Raw genomic sequence first — 23,368 nt, forward strand, 5'->3', positions numbered from 1 at the left:
CCTAGTCCAGGACCCGAGTCCGTGGGTCGACCCACGTCAGCAGGAGATCGGAGATGATGTTGCCGAGGATCAGCAGCGCAGCCATGATCACCAGGATGGTGGCCGCGACGTAGGTGTCCTTGGTGACCAGGGTCTCGAACAGGGCCTGGCCCAGGGTGGGCAAATTGAAGATGATCGAGATCACCAGCTCGCCACCCAGCAGCCCCGAGAAGGTGGCCCCGAGGGTCATCACCAGCGGGTGCAGCGCGTTGCGCACCGCGTGCTTCCAGATCACCTTGCGCTCCGCCACCCCCTTGGCCCGCGCGGTCTGCACGAACTGCTGGCCGAGGACGTCGAAGAGGTTGGCCCGCATCACGCGGGTCAGCCAGGCCGTGCTGGCCACCGAGAGAACCAGGACCGGCATCCACAGATGGGATATCAGGTCCACGAGCTTCTCTCCGCTCCACGGCGCGTTGCGGAACTCGTTGGAGAACAGACCCCCGACGTCCAGCCCGAGGAAGTTCACCGACACGACCATGACCCCCAGGGCGAGCAGGAACTCGGGTATGGCCAGTCCGATGAACTGGATCACCGTGATCACGTTGTCACCCAGGGTGTACCTGTGGGTCGCCGAGAACACGCCTATGGGTATGGCCACCGCCCAGGCGATCAGGGTGGCACCGATCCCCAACGCGAGCGACAGGACGAGCCTGGACCCGATCAGGTCCGACACCGGCTGGCGGAAGGCGAACGACATGCCGAAGTCGCCCCGGACCAGGCCGCTGGCCCACTTGCCGTACTTGACGACCCAGGTGTCGTTGACGCCGTACTGCGCCTCCAGCGCCTCGACCTGCTGGGTCGAGACGTTGTTGCCCTGCGCCCGCAACCGCGAGATCTCCGAGTCGACCGCCGAACCGGGGGCCAGCTCGATGATGAAGAAGGTCAGCAGCGAGACGAAGAACAGCGTGATCAGGCCGTAGCCGAGGCGCCGGAGGATGAAGAGCAGCATCAACGATCCCTTCGATCAGTGCGGGTCGAGCTCGGAGGGCCGCTGCCTACTTGTGGTCGTCGGGGTTGTCCCAGTACCAGGACTCGGGATCGTAGACGGCCGGGGTCGGGTGGATCCAGGGGTTGACCATGCCGCCCTGAGCGAGGTTCTCCTTGGTGGGGAGGTTCTTCAGATCGGTCTTCTTGACCACCACCTGGGGGTAGTTGGCGACCGAGCCCATCATGAACGGGCCGTCGGAGACGTGGATCTTGATCATGTCCCAGACCTGCTGGTTCCGCTTCATCTGGTCCGGCTCGACCTTGCTGGCGTCGTAGATGTCCCAGAGTTTCTGGATCGGGCCGTCGGGCTCGGGCTTGATCCGGGGCGGGTTCCGCTTCCACGGGTCGACGTCCAGCTGCTTGCTGTTGGTGTCGGTGCCGAGCTGCTGGTACCACTGGCCCTCCAGCGGGGCCCACCGGGTGTACTCCAGCGGGACCAGCCACTGCGGGTAGACGAGGTGGTTCGGCCCGTCGCCGACCTCCCAGTTGCTGTGGCCCATCAGGGTGCCGGTCTTCCACTCGTCGTCGAAGGCCTGCGGCGCGATCGGGTTGCTCGTCATCGTCAGACCGACCGCCTTGAGGTCGGAGATCAGCTGGTTGTCCTTGGTCTTGTGCTCCACCGACGCGTCGGCCGGGATGTCGATCCGCAGCGCCAGCTTCTTGCCGTTGGGCAGCTCACGCAAGCCGTCCCCGTTGGTGTCCTTGACCCCGAGCTCGTCGAGCAGGGACTTGGCCTTCTCCGGGTCGTAGGCGACGTAGGAGTCGCGCCAGCTGGCGTAGGCGGCCTTGCCGGTGTCGTCGACCGAGTACTCGATGGCCTTGGGGCTGAGCGTCCCGGTGGTCGGCTCGCCGGTGTTGAAGTACACCGACTTCTGCACCGCCTCCCGGTTGAAGGCGTGCGAGATGGCCTGCCGGAACTTGGGCTCGCGGATCAGCTTGCGCAGGTCCTCGTCCACGTAGTCGTAGTTGAAGAAGAAGATCGACCCGGTGCCCGATCCGCTGTCCCACAACAAGATCTCGGTGCCAGCGCGCTCCGCGCTGTCCCGGATGCCCTGCACGTCGTTGAGGGTGATCTGGTTGAAGTAGCCCATGCACAGGTCGACCGAGCCCTGCTGCACCTGCAGCTTGTTGGCCTCGGCGTCGCTGACCATGCTGATCTGGATCTCGTCGATGTAGGGCAGCTGGTCACCGTTGGGCATCACCACGTAGTAGTAGGGGTTGCGGGTGAGCACCACCCCCTTGGTGTTGTCGAAGGTCTTGCACATGTAGCCGGTCATCGTCGGGCAGTCGGGGTTGCGGATCCAGTCGGCCTTCTGCTCCATCAGACCGCCGACGGCGTCCCAGTTGTCCGGCACGTCCTTGCCGTACTTCGGGTGGAACTGCTTCACGTAGTGGCTCGGCATCATCCAGATCGGCCCGTTCTTGCCGATGTTGCCGTTGACCCACATGGCCATCCGGTCAGCGGTCAGCGGGGCCGGCGCGTCGAAGGTCATCTTCAGGGTCAGGTCGTCGACGGCGGTGAACTTCGCCAGCGTGCCCTTGCCGGAGCGGGCCTCGTCGGGGGCGGTCTGCGCCAGGTGCTGGCCCGCGACGATGTCGTTCCACCAGAACATGATGTCGGCGGTGCTCCACGGCTCCCCGTCGGACCACTTCAGGCCCTTGCGGAACGTGAAGGTCCACTCCGAGGCGTCGTCGTTGGACTCCCACGACTCGACCAGCCCGGGCACGACGTCCTTGCCGTCGTTGAGGTAGCGCAGCGGGGTGTGACCGTAGAAGAACTCACGGTTGGAGTCGGCCTTGGCGGCGCCGGTCGTGCCGAACGTGTTCATGTTCAGCTTGCCGCCGTACTTGCCGTCGTTCGACCACAGGTGCGGGATCACGTACGGGTTCTCCGGCAACCGCTCCTCGACCGGCGGGAGGCCCATGCTGTCGAGCATCGGGGCCTGCTGGTACTTGCCGGGCTTGGCGACCGGCTTCGACTCGGAGCCGACGGCCTGGGAGCCGCTGCCACCCTGCCCGCCTTGGTCGGAACCACCACCACCCCCCGACGGCGTGCAGCTGGCCAGGGCAACCGATCCGGCCAGCACCGCTGAGCCGTAGAGGAAGCTGCGACGAGAGAAACGGCCGTTATCCATGGAGTCCTCCATTGCATCCGACGTCAGTGTCAGCGCCCGGACTGCAACGTTGGAATCATGGACCTGCGGTCAGGCGAGGAACGAACCTCGCCCACCGATCTGTCGCTTCGTTCCGCCGTACCACCCGAACGTGTCGAGACTTTACCGATGGCACCGCGAAGCGCAAGCCCTGCCACGAAAAAGACCTGCATCGGTCGTGGAACTATCCCGGCCGCGGACGGTCCGATGATCACGACCGGGTCTCAGACCTTGATCAGACGGACGGTCCGCCGTGCTCGACCGGACGACGGAGCGGCCCGGTGCCACCCTGCTGCCAAGGCAGCGGACCGGCCAGCGGTCGGTATTCGACGCCGATCGTCGACAGCCGGTCCAGGTGGGTCGGGAGCCGCCCGAGGAACTCCTCGTACGACCGTCCTTCCGGTGACGACCAAGCCACCTCGGCGTGGGCGCAGGCCCGCGGGAAGAGCATGTAGTCGACCCGCCGCGTGTCCGGCATGTACTCGCGCCAGAGCTGGCACTGGGTGCCCAGCACCTTGTCGTGCACCTCGGCCGGCAGCCCCGTCAGCGGCTCGAACGCGTACACCTGCTCCAGCGGCAGGTGGCCGCCGATGGCGTACGCCTCGGTCGGGTCGTCGCTCTGGTAGTAGTCGAAGTAGGTGTGGGTGACCGGGCACATGATCACGTCCAGGCCGGCCTTCGCCGCGGCGATCCCGTACGAGGCGTCCCGCCACGCCATCGCCACGGCCCCCTCCAGCGGACCCTCGTCGTTGATCTCGTCCCAGCCGACCAGCCGGCGGTCCCGGGCGGCCAGCCAGTCGCGCAGCTGCTCGGTCAACCAGCGCTGCAGGTACTCCGGTCCGGGTAGACCTCGCCGCTCCGCCAGCTCCCGGGCGGCGGGGCTGGCGATCCACTCGTCGCGGGGGCACTCGTCGCCGCCCACGTGCACGTAGGGGCTGTCGAACACCTCCAGCAGCTCGGTGTAGAGATCGAAGATCACCGTCATCGCGTCGTCGGTCATGTTCAGCACCTCGGGGAAGACGCCGAAGGTCGTCGCCGGTGCGTAGCCCGTCTCCGGGTGGTTGCCAAGCTCAGGGTAGGCGGCCAGCAGGGCCAGCACGTGACCGGGGAACTCCAGCTCGGGCATCACCGTGATCCCGCGGTCGGCGGCGTAGCGCACCAGCGCCCGGAGCTGGTCGTGGGTGTAGAAGCCGCCGTGCGGGGTGCCGTCGGCGAAGTCCTGGTGATGGCGCTGGGTCTCGGCCCGCCAGCTGGCCCGCTCCTGCAGCTTCGGGTACTTCCGTGAGGCGAACCGCCAGCCCTGGTCCTCGGTGAGGTGCAGGTGGAACACGTTGTACTTGTGCAGCGCGATCAGGTCGACGAAACGGAACAGGTCGGTCAGCGGCATGAAGTGCCGACCGACGTCCAGGTGCACGCCGCGCCAGCCGAACCGCGGCTCGTCGACGATCTTGACGCCATCCAGGTGCAGCGCCTCCCCGGTGGGGGCCGGTCGCAGCGCCGACGGCGGGAGGAGCTGGCGCAGGGTCTGGGTGGCCCAGTTCAGGCCCCGCGGGCTGGCGGCCGTGAGCGTGATCTGGTCGTTGTCGACCTCGACGACGTACGCCTCGTCGGCCAGGCTGTCGTCCCGGACCAACCGCAGCGCTCCGTGGGCGGCGGCGGGCAGCTCCAGCCCGGTGCCGGGGGACAGCAGCCGGCGGACGACCGCCGCCCAGCCGGGCTGGTCGGTCGCGATGGCCAGGTCGTGTGTGAGGGTGAAGCGTCCGACCTGCGGCTCGGTGCGCACCGGCACGGGCAGGACGGAGCGGGGGGACGACGTCGTCGGGGAGGTCACCTGCTTCACCTTAGGCGCTGGTCCCCGTCAGGTCGGGCGAGCGGGTACGCCTGGGGATCGGCCAGCAGGTCGGCGACGATGAGCTCGGCGGCGCCGATGGTCAGCACGTCCGGCCCGAGGGCGGCCGACACCACCTCCACGTCGGCGGCGAGGGCGGCGAACCCGGTGTGGCGGACCAGCTCCTGCAGCCGTCCACGGGACGCCTCGGCCAGGTCGGCAAGGAAGCCGCCCAGCACCACGGCCTCCGGATCCAGCGCGGTGATCACGTCCGACAGGCCCTGGGCGAGCCAACCCAGCTGCCGGTCGATCTCGGCGGCGACCCCCGGGGCGTGGTCCCCGGCGAGCGCAGCGGGCAGCTGCTCGGCGCTGGTGTCGTCCAGACCGACGGCGGCGAGCAGCCGGTCACGCCGCACCTCGGTCTCCAGGCAGCCGACCCGACCGCAGTGGCACGGTTCGCCGCCGGGGTGCACGACGCGGTGGCCGAACTCCCCGGCGTACCCGTGTCGGCCGAGCACCGGCTGACCGGCGGCGACGATCCCACCGCCGATGCCGCTGGCGCTGCCGTTGAGGTAGACGAAGTCCTGCCGGCCGCGGCCGGCACCGAACCAGGCCTCGGCCAGCAGGGCCGTGCGGGCGTCGTTGGCCACGGTGCACCGGTAGCCGGTGGCGGCCGCGATCCGGTCCCCGAACGGCTCGTCCCGCCAGCCCAGGTGCGGGGCCAGGGTCACGGTGCCCGAGCCGCGCTCCACCAGACCGGGAACCGCGATCCCGACGCCGAGGACGGAGAAGCGGGTGTCCAGCTCCGAGCGCATGCCCGCCACCAGGGCAGCCACCAGGTTGACCGCCTCGTCGGCGCTCAGGGAGCCACCGGTGGGGTAGCGGACCCGCTTGTGCACGACCCCGCCGAGTCCCACCAGTCCGACGGTCACCGCGTCGATGTCGGGGTTCACCGTCAGTGCGGCGACCGTGTCCGTCGCCGCGACCAGGGGGCTCGGCCGCCCCACACCCGACGAGCCGGCCGGTCCGGTCTCGCTGACCAGACCGCGGGCGGACAGCTCGGCCACCAGTCCGCCGATCGTCGACCGGTTGAGTCCGGTCCGGCGGGTCAGGGCGGCCCGGGACTGCGGTCCCTCGCGGTGGGTCATCGTGAGCAGCCGGCTCAGGTTGCGCGGCCGCGCCGAGGACGCCGGACCGGTGGCGGGTTCGGACTGGCTCACCGGCGTTCCTCTCGCTGTGCGACGGGGTTTGTTGTCGGCGACGACATGCGGCGACAGTCCGTACCGTAGCGCACCGGGTGGTTGACGGATCGTCAAGTGGTCAATATGTTGTCGTAGTCAACATTTGATCTCGACGCCGACGGAGGCCCCCGCATGAGCTTCACCCCCACGCCCGCCGACAAGTTCTCGTTCGGTCTGTGGACCATCGGCTGGGTCGGCCAGGACCAGTTCGGCAGCGCGAGCCGGGCTCCCCTCGACGTGGTCGAGGCGGTGACGAAGCTGGGCGAGCTGGGGGCGTACGGGCTAACGTTCCACGACAACGACCTGTTCCCGTTCGAGGCCACCGACGCCGAGCGGACCACCCAGATCGACCGGCTCAAGCAGGTGCTGGCCGACACGGGCGTGACCGTGCCGATGATCACCACCAACCTGTTCAGCCACCCGGTGTTCAAGGACGGTGGCGTCACCTCCAACGACCGCGCGGTCCGCCGGTTCGCGTTGCGCAAGCTGCTCCGCAACATCGACCTCGCCGCTGAGCTGGGTGCGGAGACCTTCGTCATGTGGGGCGGCCGGGAGGGATCCGAGTTCGACGCGGCCAAAGACGTCCAGGCCGCGCTGGCGCGCTACCGCGAGGGCGTCAACATGCTGGCCGAGTACGTCACCGACCGGGGCTACGACCTGCGCTTCGCCATCGAGCCGAAGCCGAACGAGCCCCGGGGGGACATCCTGCTGCCGACGGTCGGGCACGCGATCGCGTTCATCCACACCCTCGACAAGCCCGACCTGTTCGGCGTGAACCCCGAGGTCGGCCACGAGCAGATGGCCGGGCTCAACTTCACCCACGGCATCGCCCAGGCCCTCGACGCCGGCAAGCTGTTCCACATCGACCTCAACGGTCAGCGCAGCATCAAGTTCGACCAGGACCTCGTCTTCGGTCACGGCGACCTGCAGAACGCGTTCTCCCTGGTCGACCTGCTGGAGAACGGTGGTCCCGGCGGCGGTCAGGCCTACACGGGCCCGCGGCACTTCGACTACAAGCCGAGCCGGACCGAGGACTACGACGGCGTCTGGGAGTCGGCCGCGGCCAACATGCGGATGTACCTGATCCTGAAGGAGCGGGCGGCCGCCTTCCGGGCCGACCCCGAGGTCCAGGCGGCCCTGGCCGCCGCCCGGGTAGCCGAGCTGTCCGAGCCGACCCTCGACCCCGGTGAGACCTACACCGAGCTGCTGGCCGATGCTTCTGCCTATGAGGACTTCGACGCAGAGCCCTACTTCAACGGTCGCGGGTTCGGCTTCGTGAAGCTGCAGCAGCTGATGCTCGAGCACCTGATGGGTGCCCGCGGGTGACCTCTCGCCGCCTGGTCGCCGGGGTCGACTCGTCGACCCAGTCCGTGAAGGTCGTGGTCTGTGACAGCGAGACCGGCGAGGTCGTCCGCTCGGGCCGCGCCCCGCACCCCGACGGCACCGAGGTGTCGGCCGCCGCGTGGCTGGCCGCCTACCGCGAGGCGACGGCCGATCCGTCCTTGCTGGACGGGGTGGAGGCGATCAGCGTCGGTGGCCAGCAGCACGGCATGGTCACGTTGGACGCCGACGGCGAGCTGGTCCGGGATGCCCTGCTGTGGAACGACAACCGGTCGGCGCAGGCGGCGCGGGACCTGATCGCCGACCTCGGCGGTGCCCAGGCCTGGGCCGACGCGGTCGGGGCGGTGCCGGTGGCCTCGTTCACCGCGTCCAAGATCAGGTGGCTGGCTCGCCACGAGCCGGAGAACGCCGCCCGGGTGCACCGGGTGGTGCTGCCGCACGACTACCTCACCTGGGAGATCGGCGGTCGGTCGTTCGACCCGGTCACCGACCGCGGTGACGCCTCGGGCACTGCCTACTTCGACGCGGTGGCCAACAGCTACCGCGACGACCTGGTCGAGCTGGCCTTCGGCCGGGGTCTCGAGCTGCCCCGGGTGGCCGCCCCGGACGAGGTCGTCGGCGAGTCGCCCGAGGGGATGGCGATCGGCCCCGGCACCGGCGACAACGCGGCGTCGATGCTCGGCATGGTCGTGCCGGATCGCACTGCGCTGATCTCCCTGGGCACCAGCGGCGTGGCCTGTCTGCGCAGCGATCGCCAGACCCACGACGCCAGCGGCGTGGTGGCCGGCTTCGCCGACGCCACGGGTGCCTTCCTGCCGCTGGTCTGCACCCTGAACGGGGCGCGCAACCTGGTGGCCATGGCCAAGGCGTTGAACGTCTCGCTGGATGAGTTCAGCGCGCTGGCCGTCTCGGCGCCGGCCGGGAGCGACGGCCTGGTCTTCCTCCCGTACCTGGAGGGAGAGCGGACCCCACCGCTGCCGGACGCCCGTGGTGAGCTCCGCGGGGCGACGCTGTCCAACCTGACCGCGGCCAACCTGGCCCGCGCGACCATCGAGGGCGTGCTGTGGAGCCTGGCGTACGGGGTGCAGGTCCTGCGGGAGCAGGGTTCGCCGGTCGACCGGGTGATGCTGACCGGGGGAGCGGCGCAGTCGCCCGCCGTGCGGACCATCGCCGCCGCCGTCTTCGGGGTGCCGGTGCTGGCCACGGACCCGTACGAGAGCGTCGCCGTCGGCGCCGCCCGCCAGGCCGCCTGGGTGCTGACCGGATCGCTGCCGGACTGGGCGGCCCCGGTCTCGGGCACGTACGAGCCCCAGCCCGGCGAGGCCGAGGAGGCCGTCGCGCTGGACGCGCGCTACCGCGCGGCGCTGGCCGAGGTCGCTGCTCGTTCGTGAACCGGCCGAGCTGACGCAGTCCGACGATTCCCGCCGGCCCGCCGGCCCGCCGGCCCGCCGGCCCGCCGGCCTCGGAGGGCGGCTGCAGCCGAGCGGGACCCATGGCTGGTGCCGAGCCGGTGGTGCAGATCACGCACGCGGGCCCGGCGGACCGACCCCGGCGAGCGGAAGAATGCCGATCACTATGAGCACCCAGGTTCCTCCGCTTGACTGGCCGCACTCCGGCATCGCCTTCGTCCCCGCTGTGAAGCGGGTCTTCCAGAAGTACGCCACCTTCTCCGGCCGGGCCAGCCGGAGCGAGTTCTGGTGGTGGATGCTGGCCAACGGCATCGTCGTCAGCGTGCTGTACGCGTTGATCGCCGTGCTGGCCGTGGCCGGCCGGACACCCGACGGCGAGCCCGGGATGGCCGCCATCGCCCCGACGATCCTGTTGGTCGTCTGGGCCCTGGCAGTGGTCGTCCCGTCCATCGCGGTCAGCGTCCGTCGGTTGCACGACGCCGGCCACAGCGGCTGGTTCTACCTGTTCAGCGTGTTCGGCCTGGGCATCGTTACCCTGGTGCTCTGCGCCATGGAGACCTCGCCCGCGGCCGCCACGTACGGGCCGCCCTACCCGCAGGGTTACGCGCCCGGCGGCTACGGCTACGCGGCCCCGAACCAGGGCTACGGGCCGCCTCCCGGGCAGCAGCAGTACTGAACCTCCTGACTCCTACCGACTCGTCGGAGCCGTCGCCGACCTCCGGGTCCGCGGCGGCTCCGCCGTCTCGGCTCCGAAACGGTCTCGGGCCGCCCGATCAGGCGGGCCAGACGCCGGAGCTCCCGCGCCGGTGGCTGCCCAGCAGATGGGTGTCGACGATCCCCACCGCCTCCATCAGGGCGTACATGGTGGTCGGACCGACGAACCGGAATCCCCGCTTGCGCAGGGCCTTGGCCAGGGCCACGGACTCCGGGGAGCTCGTCGGGACGTCGGCGTACCGGACGGGCTTCGGTGTCTCGGCCGGTCGGAACGACCACAGGAAGTCGGCCAGCCCACCCTGGTCCCGCAGCGCCACCGTCGCCGCGGCGTTGGCGATGGTGGCGTTGACCTTGGCCCGGTTGCGCACGATCCCAGCGTCGGTCATCAGCCGCTCGACGTCCTCGTCCCCGTACGCCGCCACGGTGTCGGGGTCGAAGTCGGCGAACGCCGCGCGGAAGGACTCGCGCTTGCGCAGGATGGTCACCCAGGACAGGCCGGACTGGAACGCCTCGAGACTGAGCCGCTCGAACAGACCGCGCTCGTCGCGGACCGGCAGGCCCCACTCGGTGTCGTAGTAGGAGCGCAGCGGCTCCCCGGTCGCCCAGGTCGGCCGCGCCAGGCCGTCCTCGCCCACCACCAGATCCGGGTTGTCCGTCATCCTCGCTCCTCAGCTGTCGGCTCAGTCACGGAGGCCGGTGGCCCGCAGCGTGATGTTGATCCGGCCGTCGGTCAGCCCGCAGTCGTCCGGGGCGGTGCCGGGGATGATCGTCGTCACCCCGTGATACGCCAGCCGGGCCGGTCCGCCGAACACGAACAGGTCGCCGGACCGCAGCTCGACGTCGGTGTGGGGGCGGTTGCGGTTCTCGGTGTTGCCGAAGCGGAACACGCACGCCTCGCCCACCGAGAGCGAGACGACCGGGTCCGGGGACACCTCGTCCTTGTCCTGGTGCAGCCCCATCTTCGCGCCGGCGTCGTAGAAGTTGATCAGCGCCGTGTCGGGCCGGTAGGCGGCTGCATCCGGCCACCCCACGGACGCCAGGGCCCGACGGCCCAGCTCGATCAGCCACTCGGGCAGGGGCAGCACCCGCGCTCCGTTCACGTCGCCGGCATGCCGGCTGTACCGGTACGGCTGCCAGTGCCAGCCCAGACAGACCGTCCTGACCGACATGGGGTGTCCCCGGACGGTGGCGGACCGGATCGGCACCGGGCCGGCCGCCCACTGGTGGAAGGCCGCCACCAGTCCGCGCTGCTCAGCCGGCGGGAGCCAGCCCGGCGGTGGACGGCGCCGGGCGCGACCTCGTACGGACCACCCGGGCGCACGACGTCGAACAAGGTCATGCGGCTACCCGCATCTCGAGCTCCAGCAACGTCCGCTTGGCCTCCAGGCCGCCCAGATAGCCACCGAGGCTCCCGTCCCCTCGCAGCACCCGGTGGCAGGGCACGACGACGGGCAGGGGGTTGGTGGCGCAGGCGGTGCCCACCGCCCGGACGGCGGCGGGACGCCCGGCCAGCGTCGCGAGCTCGGTGTAGGACACGGTGCGTCCGTAGCCGATCGTCGGCAGCAGCAGCTGCACCGCGCGCCGGAACTCCCCGCTGGTGGTGAGGTCGAGCGGGAGGTCGAACATCCGGCGGCGGCCCGCGAAGTACTCACCGAGCTCGCGGGCGGCCGGCTCCAGCCGCTCTGGCGCCTCCAGCACCCGGGGGCTGACGGTGGCGGCCAGCTGACCGAGCACCTGCTCGTGGTCCTGGCTGGCGAAGGCGACCCGGGTGAGTCCGCGCTCGCTGGCGACCAGCAGCAGGGGTCCGACGGGCGAGTCGACCGTCCGGTAGGCCAGGTCGAGCAGATGGGACTCGGCGGCCCGGCGGGCGAGGCCGTCGCGGAGGCGCTGCAAGGTGGCGTCGTCGACGGCGCGCAGGGCGTCGAGGCGGTCGGTGATGGTCATGGTCGTCCTCCTGAGGGTGGTCCCGCCAACCGTTTCCGCAGCGTACGCAGGCCGTCCGACACTGCCCGGCGGGCAGCTTCGGGGGTGCCACCGAGCTCGGTGGCGACCTGCGCGTACGGGAGGTCGGCGAGGTAGTGGAGCGTGACCGCTTGCCGCTGCTTGTCGGGCAGTGACCGCACCGCGTCGGTGAGCTCGTCGTCACCGGTGCCGGGCTGACCCAGGATGGACACCCGGTCGCCGTGATCGGGCGTCGGGGTGGCCCGCCGCTCACGGGCCCGGGCGGCGTCGACGGCCTTGCGGTAGGCGATGGTGGCCAGCCACGCCCCGTGGTCGGCCCCGGACGGCAGCTCGGGGTAGGCCCGCAGCGCGGCCAGGAACGTCTCCGACCAGGCGTCGTCGGCGTCGACCGGTCCGAGCACGGCGCGACAGACCCGCCAGACCCGGGCACCGTGGTACCGGACCAGCTGGTCGAAGGGCGGTTTCGCAGTCATCACCGGAGAAGACGTCTCAGCAGGGGTGAAACGTGAGGTCGTCGGCCGAGAACGACACCACCCCCGTCACCGAGGCGACGGGGGTGGTGGTGCTCGACTGGTGCCGGCCGATCAGGCGCCGTCGGACTTCAGGTCCTCGGCCGTGGCCTGCAGATCGGCCAGGGCCTCGTCCTTGGCGGCCTCCGGTGAGGACACCGGATCGTCCGCCGGGATCGCGAACGGATCGGTCGCGTCCTCCGACGGGATCGTGTACTCGGTCCCGCCGGTGTCGGATGCGCTCGTGCCGGCGGCGCCGGCCGCCGCCGCGACCTGGTCGGCCGGGGACTCGCCGCCGCCGGTGGCGCGATCCTTGAGCTGGTTGAACGCGTGCGACCCATCCGACGGGTCCACGTCACCGTCGCCGTCGGTGTCCAGCTTCTCCTTCGCCGCGTCCACCAGATCGCCGGCCTTCTCCTTGCCGGTGTCGATCAGGTCGCCGGCCTTGTCCTTGGCCGCCTCGAAGGCGTCGCCCGCCTTCTCGCCGAGCTCTTCGGCCTTGTTCTTGATCTCGTCCAGGAACCCCATGCCGCTTGCCTCTCTTTTCGCCCGCCGCGTCGCGCGGAGCGGATCCTGGCGGTCATGCTAGGCCGCAGGCAGGTCCGTCGAGCAGGGGCTCCTCCGCAGTGCTGGTCAGGAACCCGCAGATCGCCCGTACGCCAGCCGACGCAGCAACCAGTCGGCGGGTCCGCGGCGACCCCGCCGTTCCAGCAGCGAGCAACCGGTGAGGGTGACCAGCCAGACGCCGATCGCCAGGGCGGCCGCGCCGGCGCTGCCGAGCACAGCGCCCAGGCCCAGTCCCCACGCGGACAGCAGCGGGGCGCAGAGGACGGACTGGGCGAGGTAGGCCGACAGCGACCGCTTGCCGACTGCGGTGACGGCGGTGGTGACCGGACCGACGGTCGGTCCGCGGCGGGCCAGCGCAGCCGCCACCAGACCGAACAGCGCGACGTACCCGAGGCCGCCGAACAGCCCGGTCAGGGGCTGGGTGGTGGAGAACACCCAGCTGACGTGGTCGGGGATCGGCAGCACCCCGACGTGCTGGAGGGCGTGCACTCCGCCGCCGCCCCAACCGACCACGATCCCCACCACGGCGACGGTCGTGAGCAGTCGGCGGTGGCGTTCGGGCTCGTCCAGCACGCGGTGCCGGGCCGCCCAGAAGGCGAGCAGGGCCGCGATCGGGATGACCAGGCTGAGCAGACCCTGGAAGGTCAGCAGGAACACCCAGACCATCAGCCGGGGGAGGATGCTCGCCGGCCAGAACTCGATCCCGTTGATGTCCTTGATCCAGGCCAGGAAGCCGTCGGCCTCGGCGGGCGGCGGCGCCTGGGCGGCAAAGACGCTGCCGACGGTCGCGGCGGTGGCCGCCAGGGTCAGCAGGCCGGTGAGCACGCCGGCCCAGACCAGCAGGGTCCTGTCCCTCCGTTGGAGGAAGGCGGCGGTGAAGATCAAACCGACGATCCCGTACGCGCCGACGATGTCGCCCATCCACAGCAGCGCCGCGTGCAGGAACCCAATGGCGATCATCCACAGGTGCCGCCGACGGAGGACCCGGCGGACCGCCTGCGGATCGGCGCCGCGATCGAGGGAGCGCTGGTACATCTGCACGATCCCGTAGCCGAACAGGAACGCGAACATCGGATACACCCGGGAGTCGACCGTCGTGATGATGGCGAACTGCACGACCCGGTCCAGCGTCGAACCGTCGGTGGGGTGGATGGACGAGTTGCTCGTGGTCGTGGCGTAGAGATACCAGGGCGTGTTCGCGAGCGCGATGAGCAGCAGCATGACGCCGCGAGCCAGATCGGGGGCCAGAGCCCGGCTGCCCGTGGTGAGCGCGGACGGGGTGAGCGCCGACGGGGTGGGTGTGGACGGGGTGGGCGTCTGGGTCGCCATCCGGAGACTGTGCCAGACGAGGGTGGCATCAGGTCAACGGACAACACCGATCTGTTTCGGGAGACACATCGGCCAACACGTGTCAGCGATGCTCGTTGTTGGTGGGCTGCGGTGGGGAGGGAGCGATGTGACGTTCGTCATGATGTGGGCGATCGCCGCGAGCCGTCGGTTCGCGTCGGAGACCGGTCTTGTATAGGGTCGCGCGCCATAGCGGAGGTGGCAGTGTGGTCAGTCGTTCGATGATGGGAGCCTGCGGGTCAGCCCTGGTGATCGGCCTGCTCGTGGCCGGCTGCACCCCCGACCCCGGCCCGGGCCCAGGGACGTCGCCCTCACCTGGGGTGTCGTCGTCGACGCCGAGTCCGACGCCGACGGAGAACGCTCAGGAGCGTCAGCAGAGATTGGATTTCGAGGCGGCTGAGAAGGCGTATCTCACGGCATTCACGGAGACGGACAGAATTGCAATTAGCGGTGGCGCGTCAAAGGCCACTAGACCCCTGATAGAAAACACGATGGGTGCCTATCTCGATCTGCAGATGGAAGGGCTTCGTGCTCTCAAAGAGGAGGGCTGGCGCTCAAGCCGAGCTGGGGTCGTTGCAGTGACTGCATCCGGTGGCTGGACCGACAGAGAGCTCACATTCACCGCCTGCGAGGACACCTCGGCAGTCAAATTGCTCGACAGCAGCGGACGAGAGGTTCAGAAGAACCGCCCGCGGAAGTTCCTCCAAGAATTAACCGCCACGCGAGCGGACGGTCGCTGGAAGATTAGCGACGTCGACTCGAGGGTCGTCAAGACCTTCGACAACGAGTCTGGCTGCGCAGCGTGAACGGGGCACGCGCGGCGATTCTTGTCGTTCTACTGAGTCTCGCCGTCATTGGCACATCGCTCCCAACTGCAGACGCTGCCGGCGGCGCAAGGTGCAACAGAGTTACTGGAAAGTGCAAAAGCAAGGCTGAGACACCGTCGAAGAGCAGTAACGAAGTTTCCGTGGGGAGGGATTCGGGAGGCGGCGACACCGGTCCCACCCCTGAGCAGCAACTCGCCGCCTATCGGCGAGCGTGGAAGGCCTACGACACGCAGCTGAACTCCTACCGCGACTGTGTCGCTGGAGGGAAGGCTGAGGCTTGTTCCGCTCCCGCGGAGGTGGCGCGGTTGACGGGGTCCCTCGGAACCATCACCGCCACACCCGGCGGACCGCCTCTCATGTCGCCCGGTCAGGCCGGTGCGATCGCTGTGGCCCGCCTCCAGCTCCCGCTCAACGCGCCGACGATCGGGCCCGACCCCGACGTGAACAAGTGGAAGATGGCGGCGGTCGGCTACCCGCTGTGGGTGTGGGCGGAGGGTCCGGAGCGCGTCGGGCCCGTCAGCGACAGCGTGGCCGGGCTCTCGGTCTCGCTCGACGCCCAGCTGACCAAGACGGTGTTCCAGATGGGTGACGGGAAGACGGTCACCTGCACGGGCGGCGGCACGCCGTACCGAAAGGGCGTCAAAGCGGCGACGCCCTCTCCTGACTGCGGCTACCGCTATGAGAAGCCCAGCCTGCCCAAGGGGAACTACACGGTGACAGCCATCGCCTACTGGGCGGTGACCTGGAACGTCAACGGCACCAGCGGTGTCATCACCGTCCCGCGGGTCGCCACGGCGCCGCTCCCGGTGGGTGAGGTGCAGGTTCTGGTCCGGTGATCGCCGGACGCACATCGAGTGGTGAGTAAAGGCTGCTTCGGGAGCAGCCACAACTCACCACTCGATGACGGGGCGGGACTCCCAGCAGCGCCGACCGGGCGCGTCAGCGGTAGTTGCTGAACTGCACCGCGAAGTCGTAGTCCTGGGCCTTGATCAGGGCCTGGACGGTCTGCAGGTCGTCGCGGCTCTTGGAGCTGACGCGCAGCTCGTCTCCCTGGATCTGGGTCTTCACGCCCTTCGGGCCCTCGTCGCGGATGAGCTTGGAGACCTTCTTCGCGTTCTCCTGGGTGATGCCCTCGGAGGTGGTGGCGGTGATCTTGTAGAGCTTGCCCGACGAGCGCGGCTCACCGGCGTCCAGCGACTTCAGGCTGACGCCGCGGCGTACGAGCTTGGACTGGAAGACGTCGAGGACGGCCTTGACCCGCTCCTCGGAGTTGGCCTCCAGCTCGATCGCCTCGCCCGACCAGGCGATGGACGCGTCGGTGTTCTTGAAGTCGAACCGCTGGCGGACCTCCTTCACAGCCTGGTTCAGCGCGTTGTCCACCTCCTGCCGGTCGACCTTGCTGACGATGTCGAACGAGCTCTCCGCGGCCATCGGTTGTCTCCTCCTGAGGGTCGGTCACTGGGCTCCTCCGTACGTTAGCGCCGAGCGCAACCGACGGATTGGGCGGTCCAGACGGGAGTTGCTATTGTTTGCGATCGTCGCCGGGGCCCGCGAGGGTCGAGGTGGCATGGCAGGTTGCCCGAGTGGCCAAAGGGAGCAGACTGTAAATCTGCCGGCATCGCCTACGTTGGTTCGAACCCAACACCTGCCACACCAGGTCGAACGTCCTCTGATCAGGGCGTTCGACCTTTGTGTTCACCGGCCGGTGAAGAGCGCGCTCGCGGCCTGATCGTCCTGTCTGGAAGGGCACGTCGCGCTGCCTCTTGGGGTCGCCGGTCACCGTTGCCCGCGATCGACCCCTACCGTGGAGGGCGAGAGTGACGGGCAGGATGTCATGAACCACGACCGCGCGCGAAGCAACCGGGCCAGGAAGGCGCCGCCCCCGGCCCTTCCGCCTGCCCGCGTGGCGCCTCCGGTGCCGCAGCAAGCGGGTTTGGCCGCCGCGGCGCTGGCTGCCGGGCGGACCACGCTGCCGTCGTCCAGCCTGCGGGCCCTGCAGCGGCTGGTCGGCAACGCGGCGGTGACCGGAGCGTTGACCGCGGCCCGGCGTCGCCCGGTCCGTGCCTCGAGATCCCGGCGGGTGGTCCAGCGCTACGCCTCCAGCGAGCACAAGGACCTGGGCGACGCCGCCACCTCGCGCACCATCACCCTCGACCTGTGGACCGGTCCGCCGAACCCCTTGAACCAGACCAAGAAGGTCACCCTGAGCTACGGGACGGTCAACGCCCTGCTGGGTGACCTGTACGAGGGGTGGGCACAGCTGAAGAAGGCCCCGGCGCCGGAGGTGGAACGGCTGGCGGCGCTGGTCTCCGACGAGCAGGCGGCCAGGGCCAAGGGCGCACCGGTGCCCGCGGAGACGCAGTGGGAGACGGCGACAGCGGGCCGGCGCACCGGCGCGGTGCAACCCGGCGGCGCCACCCGGACCTACCTGGAGCTGGCCGAGGACAACACGGCCCACTTCACCCCGGCGAACCGGGAGCGCTACACGGCCGCGCACAAGGCCGCGCTGGCCAAGGCGCTGGAGGCCTTCGCGCTCACCGGCAGAGGCGACGCGGCGGGGGCCAAGGCGGCCGGCGACGAGGCGCTGGGCATGAACGCCGAGGCCGACCACTTCCTCGAGGACGCCTTCGCCGCCGGGCACCTGGTGAACAAGTCCATGATCCGGCTGGCCACTCTGCAGTTCTGGTCCGGCGGAGTCGGCACGGTCGCCCGGGCCAACATCCAGGCCGCCGCCCGCAGCGACCAGGCCCGGATCTGGCGTGAGATCGAGATCAACGTCCTGCCCAGCCTGTCCGGACCCCAGGCGTTCGCCCTCCGGCACGTGCTCGGCCGGGAGGTCGCCATCAGTCGGGTGATCGACCAGGTCCTCGACCGGCTGCAGGACCAACCGGACAAGCTGGCCAATCTGGGCGCCAAGCTGGTGCACGACTACCTGAACACCAACGGTGCGGTGGTGTTCAGCGAGGCCGACCCGAGCGCCGGGTGGCGTACGTTCGGCGACAACTCGATGGCCAAGGGGGGCAGCGCCGGCAAGGCCGTGACGGCGCTGAAGAACTCGGTGTCCAACATCGAGCTGGCGGCCAATCACGGCATCGCCACGGTGGGCGGAAAGCCCGACGTCGACGCCTTCCTCAAGCTCAACAACCCCTGGCGGCTCGCCCCGAAGTTCGCCGAGATCCCTGCCGGGCAGAAGCGCGAGGTCGGCACGGCCGTCTCGGACCCGTCCTGGGTGCAGGACCTGCTGCGCACCCTCGTCTTCGCGCAGGGCATCACCAGCCCGCTCTACCAGCTGCTCGTCGAGAACCTGTCACTGGTGAGCGGCATCATCGCGCAGGAAGAACGCCGAACCGCGACGCGGCGCACGGCGCAGGCCTCGGCGGTGGATGCGTTGCTGCGCAAGCACAGCAAGAACTTCGCGGCCGGTAAGGGGCCGGACGACGCCGACGTCGCGGCGCTGGCCCGGGCGCTGCGGACGGCCTCGCCAGATCTGGCGATCAGCATGCTCGACCGTCTCGAACCCGAGGACCTGGACGACGACCTCGCCCTGGCGATCGCCGACCGGCACCCCACGCGCGCGGGCCTGGTCGCGCTGGACCAGCAGCTCCTGATGGCGCTGAGCGCCGCCATGTCCGGCGGCGTGACCTGGGGCGGCGAAGGGTCGGCGATCGACCGGATCAAGACCGCGCTGGTGATCAAGACCGGGGAAGGTCTGGTGGCCGAGATGCCGGCCGGGGAACGCGGCGCCGCTAAGAAGATCCTCACCGCGCTGCACGCCCAGGGCGATGCCCGCGCCAGGCTCGGCGCCGACGCCGGCACCCTGGTCGCCGGCACGGCGCGGGACGTGTACAAACCCAAGGACCTGGCGGTGGCCGCCAAGGGTCAGCCGGCCGCCACGGTGCTCGGCGTGATCGAGATGATGATCTTCCCCGAGGAGCGGGCCGCGTGGCTGGTGCCCTACGCGGCACAGCACAGCGACGCCGAGATGGCGGCGTTGGATCCGGCGCTGCTCGAGTCGCTGGCCAAGCACCTGCCGTCCGGACAGCAGCGACGTCGCTACGCCGCGGCCCTCGCCGCCGCCACCAAGGCCGGTGCGGTGATCACCACCAGCGCCGACATCGGCAAGGGGGCGGCGCTGCGGGACACGTACCGCTACACCGATCATCCGAACCTGGCCCGACGGCTGAAGGGGCAACCGGCGGCGGTGGTGGCCGCGGCGATCGGCGTCGCCGGGCACGACCGTACGGCGGTGGCCGCCGACTTCGTCCGGCAGCTGACCGACGACGAGCTGGGAAAGCTCGATCCGGCGCTGCTCCACCGACTCCCCGGTCTGATCGACGACGCCACCCAGCGCAACCGGGCGCAGGCGGCGCTCACCGCGAGCCTCGCCGGCGCGGCCAAGCGCAGTGGGGTGTGAGCCGGCCGTCCTCAGGCGGCCAGCGCCTCCCCACCCGATCGGCGAGCCCCGGTGCCCGACCGCCCGGGCGACGAGCCCACCAGGGGCCGATCCATCGCCCGGGCGTAGCAGGCCAGGTAGGCGTCGAGCGTGGCCTCGACGTCGTGCGCCGCCGCCAGCCGACGGCTCTCGGCGCCCATCTGCTCCCGCAGCTCCGGGCTGGTGAGCAGGTGGCGGAGGTGGTCGGTGAGCTGCTCGGGCTGCTCCGGTGGGTAGAGGTAGCCGTTGCGTCCGTGGCGCACCAGGTGGGGGAGGGCGACCGCGTCGGCGGCCACCACCGCGGCTCCCGACGCGATCGCCTCCAGGGTGACCAGGCTCTGCAGCTCCGCGATCCCGGGCGCGCAGAACACCGCACAGTCGGCGTACGCGCGACGGAGGCGTTCGGTGGAGACGGTGCCCCAGAACTCGACCCGGTCGCCCACGCCGAGGTCGGCGGCCATCCGGCGGAGCTCGCCGAGCAGGCTGCCCTGGCCGACGTACACGAGCCGGGCCGGCACCTCCGCCGGCAGGTCGGCGAAGGCGCGCAGCAGGGCCTCGACCCGCTTCTCCTGCTCGAGTCGACCGACGAACAGGACGAACGGGTCGCCGACACCCTCAGCGGGCCCACCGGGGCCGCGGCGTGACTCATCGGGCCGGAACTGGTCGAGGTCGATGCCGTTGGAGATCACCTGGGCCAGGGGCAGATCGGCCCGCTCCGCCAGGATCTCGGCCGCCCGCAGCGTCGGGGTGGTCAGCACGTCCGCCCGACCGAACACCCGCGCCAGGTCGCGCCAGGCCCAGGCGCCGAGCCGACGACGCACCAGCTCGGGAGCGGGCACGTGCGGCAGCAGGTTCTCGGGCATGAAGTGGTTCGTGGCGACGACCCGGATCCCGGCCCGCCGGGCCGCGGCGAGGACGGCGCGGCCCACCGGCAGGTGCGACTGGACGTGGACCACGTCGTACGACGTGGAGCCGAGCAGCTCGTCGGCTTCGCGCGCGACGCTGACCGGCAGGCAGATCCGCACCCCCTGACCGTGGGGGAGTCTGACCGAGGTGAAGCGCTCGTCGACCAGCCCGTGACGGACCCGGCGGGAGCGGGGACCCGCCACCGAGGGGTAGGCGACGGTCACGTCGTGGCCGCGCCGGGCGAGTCCGGCGGCCAACCGCTCCGTGGCTGCCCCGGCGCCGTTCAGGAACTCCGGGTACTGGTCAGCGGCGAGCAGGATGCGCATGGTGGTTCCTTGTGTGGGGCACGGCGAGAGGGCGTGACGACGAACGAGCGGGACCGTCCCCGGCGGGGCCGGGGTCGACGGCGTCGTCGTGGCGGGCCAGGCGGATGACACCGGCCCCGGCAGCGGTGGCGGCGATGATCATGATCACGACGCGGACCGGCGTGAGCTGAGGTGTCTCGGCCAGGACCGCCATCCCGATCACCAGGGCGACGACCGGGTCGGTGAGAGCGCTGGTGGCCGTCACCGCGGAGGCCGCCCCGGCGGCGTACGCCTGCTGGATCGACCAGGCGCCGGCCGCCAGGGCCAGCGGGACGAAGCAGACCAAGCCGACGAGGGTGCCCCTCGACAGGTCGTGCGTCGCCATCAGGTCCTGGGCGAGCAGCCGGAAGGTGGAGGAGGCGGTACCGAAGTTCGCCGCACCCGCCACGCTCAGCAGCACCGGCGTCAGCCAGTGGGGCGCCGCCCGACCACCGGCGAGCCGGCGCGCGACCAGGTGCAGGAGCACGGTCGCGGTCAGGACCGTCGCCGCGACGATGATCAACAGGTCCGGGGTGGGAGTCGTGCCGGCCGGGGCATCGCTGACCGCGAACACGAACGCACCGACGCCGAGGACGACCGCGGCGGCAGCGGCGATCACCGACCGGGGCGGTCGACGGTGCGCGAGCACGGCGGTGGCGATGATCGTGGTGGGGACGGCGAGCACGTTGATCGGCTGGGTGAGGCTGATCGGCGCGAGCGAGAGGGCGAGGACGTGGCAGCCGGTGCCGAGCGTCATCAGGACGAACCCGCGTCGCCAGCGGGGATCGGCGACCAGGGTGCCGAGCTGGCCCACAGCCAGCCGTCGGCGTACGGGGGTGGCGTCCTCCGCCGCGGACTCGAGGGTGGTCCGGACAGCCCGGTGCTGGCTGACGGCGGCGACGCCGAAGGTGATGGCCGCGGTCACCGCCAGTACGACCGCGATGACCGTCATCGGACTGCTGCCGAGCGGCGCGGTGCGCACCCGCGGTGCGCGCAGGCGCGCCGGGCGGGCGGCCGGACGAAGATCACCGCCTCAGCATCGGCGATGGTGGCTGTGCCGAACCTGAGTGACGCCGCGAGGTCCGGATGATTCCTCGGCGAAGCCGCGGTTACGTCTCGGTGACGCGGTTACGTCTCGGTGACGCAGTTACGTCTCGGTGACGCGGGGGAGTCGCAGCTGGAAGCGGCACCACCCGTCCGGACCGTCGACCACGAGAGCGTCGCCGCCGTGGGCCCGGAGCGCCGCCCGGCTGATGGCCAGCCCGAGACCGCTGCCGCCGGCGTCGCGGGTCCGGGCCTCGTCCAGCCGGACGAACCGCTCGAAGACCCGTTCGCGGTCCTCGACCGGGATGACCGGACCGTCGTTGTCGACCCACACGATCGCATCGGTCGCGGTCACGGTGAGGATCAGCCGTACGGTGGTCCGGGCGTGCCGGGCGGCGTTGTCGACGACGTTGCGCAGCGCCTGACCCAGGCTCTGCTGGTCGCCCAGGACCCGGGCGGAGACCATCTCGACCACGACCTGCAGGCCGCCGGTGAGCCGGAGCCGGCGGAGCTCCTCCGCGAGGAGGTCGTCGAGGTCGACCTCGGACCGCTGGGCTGCGAGCTCCTGGGTGTCGGCCCGGGCCAACGTCATCAGGTTCTCCACCAGCCCTCGCAACCGGGCGATCTCCAGGTTCATCGTCTCCAGCAGCGCGCTCTGCCGCTCGGGCGTCGCCCCCACGGCCAGCTCGCCGGCCGACGTCAGGGTGGCCAGCGGGCTGCGGAGCTCGTGGCTGGCGTCGGACACGAAGGCGCGCTGGGCGGCGTCGGAGACCTGCAGCCGGTCGAGCATCGTGTTCATGGTGAGGGCGAGTGCGGCGATCTCGTCGCGGGTGGGTGGCACGGCCACCCGCTCGGTCAGCCGGTGGCTGTCGATCTCCGCCACGGTGGCCCGGATGCTCTCGACCGAACGGAGGGCCCGCCCGACCAGCATCCAGACCGCGAGGGCGACGGCTCCGAGGAGGAGGGGGGTCCCGCCGAGCAGGAAGACCGCGACCGTCTGGATCGTGTCCCGCTGGATGCCGATGGGCACCGCCGACTGGACGACGTAGGTGGTGTCGTCGAGCCGGGTGGCGGTGCTCACCACCGTCCACTCGCCGCCGACACCGTGCTGGATGTGGTCGAGGTCGACCTCGGCGGCGGCGTACGCACCGACATCGGGGCGCTGTGACGACATCGGTTCCCGGGACAGGTCGTTGCTGGAGGCGGCCAGCACGGTGCCGTCGGCGTCGAGGATCTGGACCACGGAGTTCCCGCGCGTCTGCTGGCTGACGGCTTCCTCCGTCGCGGCGAGGCCGTCGGTCGTGAGCTGGGCGACCACCTCCGAGGCACGCGCCCGGGCGTTGGCCGTGGCGGTCTGCTCGAGGTCGTTCTCCAGCGTGTACAGCAGCCCGGCCCCGCCGACCAGCAGGGCGGCGAAGACGACGACGACCGCGACCAACACCGAGCGGGCCCGGACGCCGATCCGCTGACCGGACCGGAGCAGACGCCGGAACGGCGTGCTGGATCGACCTGGTCCCGCCCCCGCCTGGGTGGGAGCCGGCACGTGGCGGTCGGCGAGCAGCTTCACGGCAGTTCGAGCTCCTGCACGGACGGTCCGGGTGTCGGGGTCTTCCGACCCGTCACAGTCTGCGCCACCGGCCGACGGCCGGACCGGGGCAGCGCCGGGTCTCGACCCGGACACCACCGCCCTCGAGCCTCCCTGACCCGGGCGCTCGCCC

General features: G+C 70.6%; 20 protein-coding genes and 1 tRNA gene. 7 read left to right on the forward strand and 14 right to left on the reverse strand.

Annotated elements, in window-relative coordinates:
- Position 1: 1 nt before the first annotated feature.
- The 4 genes from ABD714_RS00485 to ABD714_RS00500 form a co-directional block, all read right to left on the reverse strand.
- A complete protein-coding gene (locus tag ABD714_RS00485) occupies positions 2-988 on the reverse strand; it encodes an ABC transporter permease (RefSeq protein ID WP_344810301.1) in 987 nt (328 codons plus the stop codon).
- A gap of 46 nt (positions 989-1,034) precedes the next feature.
- Positions 1,035-3,161, reverse strand: a complete 2,127-nt coding sequence (locus ABD714_RS00490; protein WP_344810302.1) for an ABC transporter substrate-binding protein — start codon at positions 3,159-3,161, stop codon at positions 1,035-1,037.
- 253 nt (positions 3,162-3,414) lie between these two features.
- The gene (locus ABD714_RS00495) at positions 3,415-5,010 is read right to left on the reverse strand and encodes a beta-N-acetylhexosaminidase (RefSeq protein WP_344810303.1); all 1,596 of its coding nucleotides are present in this window, start codon (positions 5,008-5,010) and stop codon (positions 3,415-3,417) included.
- Between the two features lie 5 nt (positions 5,011-5,015).
- Positions 5,016-6,227 carry an ROK family transcriptional regulator gene (locus ABD714_RS00500; protein ID WP_344810304.1) on the reverse strand — a complete coding sequence of 404 codons (1,212 nt, stop codon included), beginning with the start codon at positions 6,225-6,227 and terminating at the stop codon, positions 5,016-5,018.
- A 153-nt stretch (positions 6,228-6,380) separates the two neighbouring features.
- On the opposite strand from ABD714_RS00500, the gene xylA reads away from it, so the two are divergent.
- The 3 genes from xylA (at position 6,381) to ABD714_RS00515 (ending at position 9,674) form a co-directional block, all read left to right on the forward strand.
- Positions 6,381-7,574 carry a xylose isomerase gene (gene xylA / locus ABD714_RS00505; RefSeq protein ID WP_344810305.1) on the forward strand — a complete coding sequence of 398 codons (1,194 nt, stop codon included), beginning with the start codon at positions 6,381-6,383 and terminating at the stop codon, positions 7,572-7,574.
- A complete protein-coding gene (gene xylB / locus ABD714_RS00510) occupies positions 7,571-8,980 on the forward strand; it encodes a xylulokinase (protein ID WP_344810306.1) in 1,410 nt (469 codons plus the stop codon). The genes xylA and xylB overlap by 4 nt, the downstream gene beginning before the upstream one ends.
- 184 nt (positions 8,981-9,164) lie before the next feature.
- Complete coding sequence (locus ABD714_RS00515; RefSeq protein WP_344810307.1) at positions 9,165-9,674, forward strand: DUF805 domain-containing protein; 510 nt, start codon at positions 9,165-9,167, stop codon at positions 9,672-9,674.
- Positions 9,675-9,771: 97 nt separating this feature from the next.
- Here the strand turns inward: ABD714_RS00515 and ABD714_RS00520 are convergent, their stop codons facing one another.
- The 6 genes from ABD714_RS00520 to ABD714_RS00545 form a co-directional block, all read right to left on the reverse strand.
- The gene (locus ABD714_RS00520; RefSeq protein ID WP_344810308.1) at positions 9,772-10,371 is read right to left on the reverse strand and encodes a DNA-3-methyladenine glycosylase I; all 600 of its coding nucleotides are present in this window, start codon (positions 10,369-10,371) and stop codon (positions 9,772-9,774) included.
- A 21-nt stretch (positions 10,372-10,392) separates the two neighbouring features.
- The gene (locus ABD714_RS00525) at positions 10,393-10,950 is read right to left on the reverse strand and encodes an alpha-ketoglutarate-dependent dioxygenase AlkB (RefSeq protein ID WP_344810309.1); all 558 of its coding nucleotides are present in this window, start codon (positions 10,948-10,950) and stop codon (positions 10,393-10,395) included.
- A 97-nt stretch (positions 10,951-11,047) separates the two neighbouring features.
- Entirely contained in the window at positions 11,048-11,656 is a 609-nt protein-coding gene (locus ABD714_RS00530) for a methylated-DNA--[protein]-cysteine S-methyltransferase (protein ID WP_344810310.1), read from the reverse strand.
- On the reverse strand, positions 11,653-12,147 hold the full coding sequence (locus ABD714_RS00535) for an RNA polymerase sigma factor (RefSeq protein ID WP_344810312.1): 495 nt from the start codon (positions 12,145-12,147) through the stop codon (positions 11,653-11,655). The genes ABD714_RS00530 and ABD714_RS00535 overlap by 4 nt, the downstream gene beginning before the upstream one ends.
- A 111-nt stretch (positions 12,148-12,258) precedes the next feature.
- Positions 12,259-12,711: a YtxH domain-containing protein gene (locus ABD714_RS00540; protein WP_344810313.1), complete on the reverse strand. Its 453-nt coding sequence runs from the start codon at positions 12,709-12,711 to the stop codon at positions 12,259-12,261.
- Between the two features lie 105 nt (positions 12,712-12,816).
- Positions 12,817-14,079: a DUF418 domain-containing protein gene (locus tag ABD714_RS00545; RefSeq protein WP_344810314.1), complete on the reverse strand. Its 1,263-nt coding sequence runs from the start codon at positions 14,077-14,079 to the stop codon at positions 12,817-12,819.
- A gap of 266 nt (positions 14,080-14,345) precedes the next feature.
- Between ABD714_RS00545 and ABD714_RS00550 the strand changes: the two genes are divergently transcribed.
- On the forward strand, positions 14,346-14,903 hold the full coding sequence (locus tag ABD714_RS00550; protein WP_344810315.1) for a hypothetical protein: 558 nt from the start codon (positions 14,346-14,348) through the stop codon (positions 14,901-14,903).
- A gap of 377 nt (positions 14,904-15,280) precedes the next feature.
- Positions 15,281-15,760, forward strand: a complete 480-nt coding sequence (locus ABD714_RS00555) for a hypothetical protein (protein WP_344810316.1) — start codon at positions 15,281-15,283, stop codon at positions 15,758-15,760.
- Positions 15,761-15,863: 103 nt separating this feature from the next.
- On the opposite strand, the gene ABD714_RS00560 is transcribed toward ABD714_RS00555, so the two are convergent.
- Entirely contained in the window at positions 15,864-16,355 is a 492-nt protein-coding gene (locus tag ABD714_RS00560; protein ID WP_344810317.1) for a YajQ family cyclic di-GMP-binding protein, read from the reverse strand.
- Between the two features lie 138 nt (positions 16,356-16,493).
- Between ABD714_RS00560 and ABD714_RS00565 the strand changes: the two genes are divergently transcribed.
- Both ABD714_RS00565 and ABD714_RS00570 read left to right on the forward strand, forming a co-directional pair.
- Positions 16,494-16,575: transfer RNA gene (locus ABD714_RS00565), tRNA-Tyr, on the forward strand.
- Positions 16,576-16,839: 264 nt separating this feature from the next.
- Positions 16,840-19,338: a hypothetical protein gene (locus ABD714_RS00570; RefSeq protein ID WP_344810318.1), complete on the forward strand. Its 2,499-nt coding sequence runs from the start codon at positions 16,840-16,842 to the stop codon at positions 19,336-19,338.
- 11 nt (positions 19,339-19,349) lie between these two features.
- Here ABD714_RS00570 and ABD714_RS00575 read toward each other — a convergent pair whose 3' ends face one another.
- From ABD714_RS00575 to ABD714_RS00585, 3 genes are all read right to left on the reverse strand, one after another.
- A complete protein-coding gene (locus ABD714_RS00575) occupies positions 19,350-20,588 on the reverse strand; it encodes a glycosyltransferase (protein ID WP_344810319.1) in 1,239 nt (412 codons plus the stop codon).
- Positions 20,566-21,558 carry a DMT family transporter gene (locus ABD714_RS00580; protein ID WP_344810320.1) on the reverse strand — a complete coding sequence of 331 codons (993 nt, stop codon included), beginning with the start codon at positions 21,556-21,558 and terminating at the stop codon, positions 20,566-20,568. The genes ABD714_RS00575 and ABD714_RS00580 overlap by 23 nt, the downstream gene beginning before the upstream one ends.
- Positions 21,559-21,753: 195 nt before the next feature.
- Positions 21,754-23,217 carry a sensor histidine kinase gene (locus ABD714_RS00585; RefSeq protein WP_344810321.1) on the reverse strand — a complete coding sequence of 488 codons (1,464 nt, stop codon included), beginning with the start codon at positions 23,215-23,217 and terminating at the stop codon, positions 21,754-21,756.
- Between the last annotated feature and the right edge of the window lie 151 nt (positions 23,218-23,368).

The organism is Microlunatus aurantiacus (genome assembly GCF_039536605.1).
GTDB classification, from domain to species: Bacteria; Actinomycetota; Actinomycetes; order Propionibacteriales; family Propionibacteriaceae; genus Microlunatus; species Microlunatus aurantiacus.

Excerpts from the sequence above, each read along its gene's own strand:
- ABD714_RS00485 (WP_344810301.1), bottom strand. The coding sequence starts at position 988 with ATGCTGCTCTTCATCCTCCGGCGCCTCGGCTACGGCCTGATCACGCTG.
- ABD714_RS00490 (WP_344810302.1), bottom strand. The coding sequence starts at position 3,161 with ATGGATAACGGCCGTTTCTCTCGTCGCAGCTTCCTCTACGGCTCAGCG.
- xylA (WP_344810305.1), top strand. The coding sequence starts at position 6,381 with ATGAGCTTCACCCCCACGCCCGCCGACAAGTTCTCGTTCGGTCTGTGG.
- ABD714_RS00515 (WP_344810307.1), top strand. The coding sequence starts at position 9,165 with ATGAGCACCCAGGTTCCTCCGCTTGACTGGCCGCACTCCGGCATCGCC.
- ABD714_RS00520 (WP_344810308.1), bottom strand. The coding sequence starts at position 10,371 with ATGACGGACAACCCGGATCTGGTGGTGGGCGAGGACGGCCTGGCGCGG.
- ABD714_RS00530 (WP_344810310.1), bottom strand. The coding sequence starts at position 11,656 with ATGACCATCACCGACCGCCTCGACGCCCTGCGCGCCGTCGACGACGCC.
- ABD714_RS00535 (WP_344810312.1), bottom strand. The coding sequence starts at position 12,147 with ATGACTGCGAAACCGCCCTTCGACCAGCTGGTCCGGTACCACGGTGCC.
- ABD714_RS00540 (WP_344810313.1), bottom strand. The coding sequence starts at position 12,711 with ATGGGGTTCCTGGACGAGATCAAGAACAAGGCCGAAGAGCTCGGCGAG.
- ABD714_RS00545 (WP_344810314.1), bottom strand. The coding sequence starts at position 14,079 with ATGGCGACCCAGACGCCCACCCCGTCCACACCCACCCCGTCGGCGCTC.
- ABD714_RS00555 (WP_344810316.1), top strand. The coding sequence starts at position 15,281 with ATGTCGCCCGGTCAGGCCGGTGCGATCGCTGTGGCCCGCCTCCAGCTC.
- ABD714_RS00560 (WP_344810317.1), bottom strand. The coding sequence starts at position 16,355 with ATGGCCGCGGAGAGCTCGTTCGACATCGTCAGCAAGGTCGACCGGCAG.
- ABD714_RS00575 (WP_344810319.1), bottom strand. The coding sequence starts at position 20,588 with ATGCGCATCCTGCTCGCCGCTGACCAGTACCCGGAGTTCCTGAACGGC.
- ABD714_RS00580 (WP_344810320.1), bottom strand. The coding sequence starts at position 21,558 with ATGACGGTCATCGCGGTCGTACTGGCGGTGACCGCGGCCATCACCTTC.